A 3,962-nucleotide genomic window follows, 5' to 3' on the forward strand; every position below is an offset into this window, starting at 1 on the left:
CCCGCGCGCTGGGCCTGCGTTACCTCGACACCGGGGCGATGTACCGCGCGATGACCTGGTGGATGCTCCAGCAGGGCGTCGACCTGACCGACCCCGGCGCGATCGCGGCCCGCTGCGGCGAGCCGTCGATCGTCAGCGGCACCGACCCCGACGGCCCCGCCATCCACGTCGACGGCGTCGACGTGGCGGGGCCGATCAGGGAGGCCGAGGTCACCGGCGCGGTCTCGGCCGTGGCCGCAGTCCCCGAGGTGCGGGCCCACCTGGTCGCCCGCCAGCGGGAGATCATCGGCGCCGGTGACATCGTGGTCGAGGGCCGCGACATCGGCGCGGTCGTCTGCCCCGGCGCCGCCGTCAAGGTCTACCTGACGGCCAGCCCGGAGGCGCGCGCCAGGCGGCGCAGCGCGGAGGTGGCGGGCTCGACGGTGGAGGCCCAGCAGGAGGCCATGGCCAGGCGGGACACCCTCGACTCGACACGTAAGACCGACCCACTCTCGATGGCGGCTGGCGCCGTCGAGCTCGACACCACGGAGCTGTCCCTCGATGAGGCGATCGCCGCGGTGCTGAGGCTGGTCGCGGAGCGGAAGGGCGCGAAGGGAAGCGACGCGTCCTCCAACGGCCGCGACCGTATACACGAGCGCACCTGACCCGATCGGGTGCGGTACTCACGAAGGATGAAAAAACGTGCCAACGGGGGATTGGGTCGAGGCCGACCTCGACGAACTTGAGATCACCGAACACGGCGACACCACGCCGATGCCGGTCGTCGCCATCGTGGGGCGGCCGAATGTCGGCAAGTCCACGCTGGTCAACCGCATCATCGGCCGCCGCGAGGCGGTCGTCGAAGACGTGCCGGGCGTCACCCGTGACCGGGTCACCTACGACGCCAACTGGCGTGGGCGCCGCTTCACCGTCGTCGACACCGGCGGGTGGGACCCCGACGCCACCGGGATGAACCTGCGCATCGCCGAGCAGGCCCAGGTCGCGGTCGAGCTGGCCGACGTGATCGTGTTCGTCGTCGACGCCACCGTGGGTGCGACCGACGCCGACGAGATCGTGGGCTCGGTGCTGCGGCAGTCCGGCAAGCCGGTCATCCTGGCCGCCAACAAGGTCGACAACCAGCAGTTGGAGCTGGAGGCCGCCGCGCTGTGGTCGCTCGGGCTCGGCGAGCCCTACCCGGTCTCCGCCCTGCACGGGCGTTCCAGCGGCGACCTGCTCGACGTGATGCTCGACGCGCTGCCGGAGACACCGCAGGTCACCTTCGAGGCCGAGCGCGGGCCGGCCAGGGTCGCGCTGCTCGGCAAGCCCAACGTCGGCAAGTCCTCCCTGCTCAACAAGCTGGCGGGGGAGGAGCGCGTGCTGGTCGACCCGATGGCGGGCACCACCCGCGACCCCGTGGACGAGCTGATCGAGCTGGGCGGGCGCACCTGGCGCTTCGTCGACACGGCCGGCATCCGGCGGCGCGACCGTGAGCTGCAGGGCGCCGACTTCTACGCCGCCATGCGCACCCGGGCCGCGCTGGAGCGCACCGAGGTGGCGATCGTGCTCATCGACGCCAGCGAGCCGCTCACCGAGCAGGACCTGCGCATCATCGGGCTGGTCATCGAGTCCGGGCGGGCGATGGTGGTGGCGTTCAACAAGTGGGACCTCGTCGACGAGGACCGCCGCTACTACCTGGAGAAAGAGATCGACAGGCAGCTCGTACGCACGCCGTGGGCGCTGCGGGTCAACATCTCCGCCAAGACCGGGCGGCATGTCGACCGGCTGGTCCCTGCGCTGGAGAAGGCGCTCGACTCCTGGTCCACGCGGGTGCCGACGGCCCGGCTCAACGCGTTCCTGACCGAGCTGGTGCAGCAGACGCCGCCGCCGGTGCGCGGCGGCAAGCAGCCGAAGATCCTCTTCGCCACGCAGGCGTCGGTGGAGCCGCCGAAGTTCGTGCTGTTCACCTCCGGGTGGCTGGAGGAGACCTACCGGCGCTTCATCGAGCGGCGCATCCGGGAGGAGTTCGGGTTCGCGGGCTCGCCGATCGAGGTCACCATGAAGATCAGGGAGAAGCGGGCCAAGAAGGACAAGTGATCGTCCGCGCCGGCGGCGGCCGCACCGGCTCAGCCTGTGCCGCCGGCGCCGCCGCGCGATCCACGAGCCGGGCGACGGGGCTCCGACGTCCCGTGGTCCACGCCCGGCCCCGACGTCCCGTGGTCGCGGCTCCGACGTCCTGCGGTCTACGCGCGGCCTCGACGTCCCGTGGTCCACGACACCGGCGCCTGCCGGTGCCGGTGTCGTGTGGCGGGTAGTACGATCTATCGCAACGCGTTGACGGAGACGAGTAGCCAGCGGCCCGCATCGGGTCGAGAGAGCCGCCGGTAGCTGCGAAGGCGGTCCCGCGCCCGCTGGTGAAGACACTCCCGAGTGCGGGGAGGAAATGCCCCGCCGGTCTGACCCCCGTCATCGGGTCGTCGAGGCCGCCTCCGCGAGGCGGCGAAAGTGCGGTGGCACCGGGAGCTCCCTTCTCCCCCGCACTCCCAAGGGGTCATGCAATTCCGTGAGGAGCTGTAATGATCTCTCGTGTCATGTCGGCGGAGCTCGCTGAGCACGCCGGGCAACGAGTGACGATCGCCGGCTGGGTCCATCGCCGCCGGCGGCTGAAATCCGTGTCCTTCCTCATCGTCAGGGACCGTACCGGCCTCGCGCAGGTCGTGTCCGGCGGCGACCTCCCGCCTGAGGAGAGCGTCGTCGAGGTCACCGGCACCGTGACCGCCAGCACCGCGGCCCCGGGAGGTTTCGAGCTGGTCGCGCCGGAGATCGAGGTGCTGTCGGAGCCGTGCGGGGCGCCGCCCTTCGACCTCTACCGGCCCGCCCTGACGGCCTCGCTCCCGACGATCCTCGACCACGCGCCGGTCGCGCTGCGGCACCCGTTGCTGCGGGCACCGCTGGAGATCTCGGCCGCGAGCGTGGCCGGGTTCAGGGAGACGCTCGACGGGCTCGGGTTCACCGAGATCCACACCCCGAAGATCGTCGCCTCGGCCACCGAGTCCGGGGCCAACGTCTTCGGGATCGACTACTTCGGGCGGCGTGCGTACCTCGCGCAGTCGCCGCAGTTCTACAAGCAGGCGATGGTGGGGGTGTTCGAGCGGGTCTACGAGGTCGGGCCGGTCTTCCGCGCCGAGCCGCACGACACCGTACGCCACCTGGCCCAGTACACGAGCCTCGACGCCGAGCTGGGCTTCGTGCGCGACCACCGGGACGTGATGGCGGTCCTGCGCGAGGTGGTGGCGGGCATGCTGGAGTCCCTGCGGGCGCGTGCCGGGTCCGCGCTGGACGTCCTCGGCGTCGTGCCTCCCTCGGTGCCCGCCGAGATCCCGGCCGTCCACTTCGCCGACGCGCAGCGGCTCACCGGGTCGGACGAGCCCGACCTTTCGCCCGCGCATGAACGCCTGCTGTCGGAGTGGGCGGTGCGGGAGCACGGCTCCGAGTTCCTGTTCGTCACCGGCTATCCGATGGCCAAGCGGCCCTTCTACACCCATCCCGACCCCGCGCGGCCCGGCTACTCCAACGGCTTCGACCTGCTGTTCCGCGGGCTGGAGCTGGTCACGGGCGGGCAGCGGCTGCACAGGTACGACGACTACGTGGCCGCGCTGGCCCAGCGTGGGGAGTCGACGGAGGCGTACGAAGGGTATCTGCAGGCGTTCCGGTACGGCATGCCGCCGCACGGCGGGTTCGCGCTGGGGCTGGAACGGTGGACCGCACGCCTGACGGGTGCCGCCAACATCCGCCAGACCACCGCCTTCCCCCGCGACCTCCACCGCCTCTCACCCTGACCACCTGCCCGTGACGACCTGCCCGTGACGACCTGCCCGTGACGACCTGCCCGTGACCGCCGCCTGGGCGGTGAGGCGATCTGCTCGTGATGACCGCCTGGGCGGTGGGGTGATCTGCTCGTGATGACGCCTGGGCGGTGGGGTGAC

General features: G+C 71.5%; 3 protein-coding genes. All 3 read left to right on the plus strand.

Annotated features, from left to right (window positions below):
• Positions 1 to 644, plus strand: a 644-nt coding sequence (gene cmk, locus ITP53_RS54315) for a (d)CMP kinase (RefSeq protein ID WP_195903302.1), incomplete at its 5' end; no start/stop codon positions are given.
• Positions 645 to 681: 37 nt separating this feature from the next.
• Positions 682 to 2,073, plus strand: a complete 1,392-nt coding sequence (gene der, locus ITP53_RS54320) for a ribosome biogenesis GTPase Der (protein ID WP_195903303.1) — start codon at positions 682 to 684, stop codon at positions 2,071 to 2,073.
• A gap of 479 nt (positions 2,074 to 2,552) precedes the next feature.
• A complete protein-coding gene (aspS, locus tag ITP53_RS54325) occupies positions 2,553 to 3,815 on the plus strand; it encodes an aspartate--tRNA(Asn) ligase (RefSeq protein ID WP_195903304.1) in 1,263 nt (420 codons plus the stop codon).
• Positions 3,816 to 3,962: the final 147 nt, after the last annotated feature.

This window comes from Nonomuraea cypriaca (assembly GCF_015645445.1).
Classification (GTDB): domain Bacteria; phylum Actinomycetota; class Actinomycetes; order Streptosporangiales; family Streptosporangiaceae; genus Nonomuraea; species Nonomuraea cypriaca.

Excerpts from the sequence above, each read along its gene's own strand:
- aspS (WP_195903304.1), top strand. The coding sequence starts at position 2,553 with ATGATCTCTCGTGTCATGTCGGCGGAGCTCGCTGAGCACGCCGGGCAA.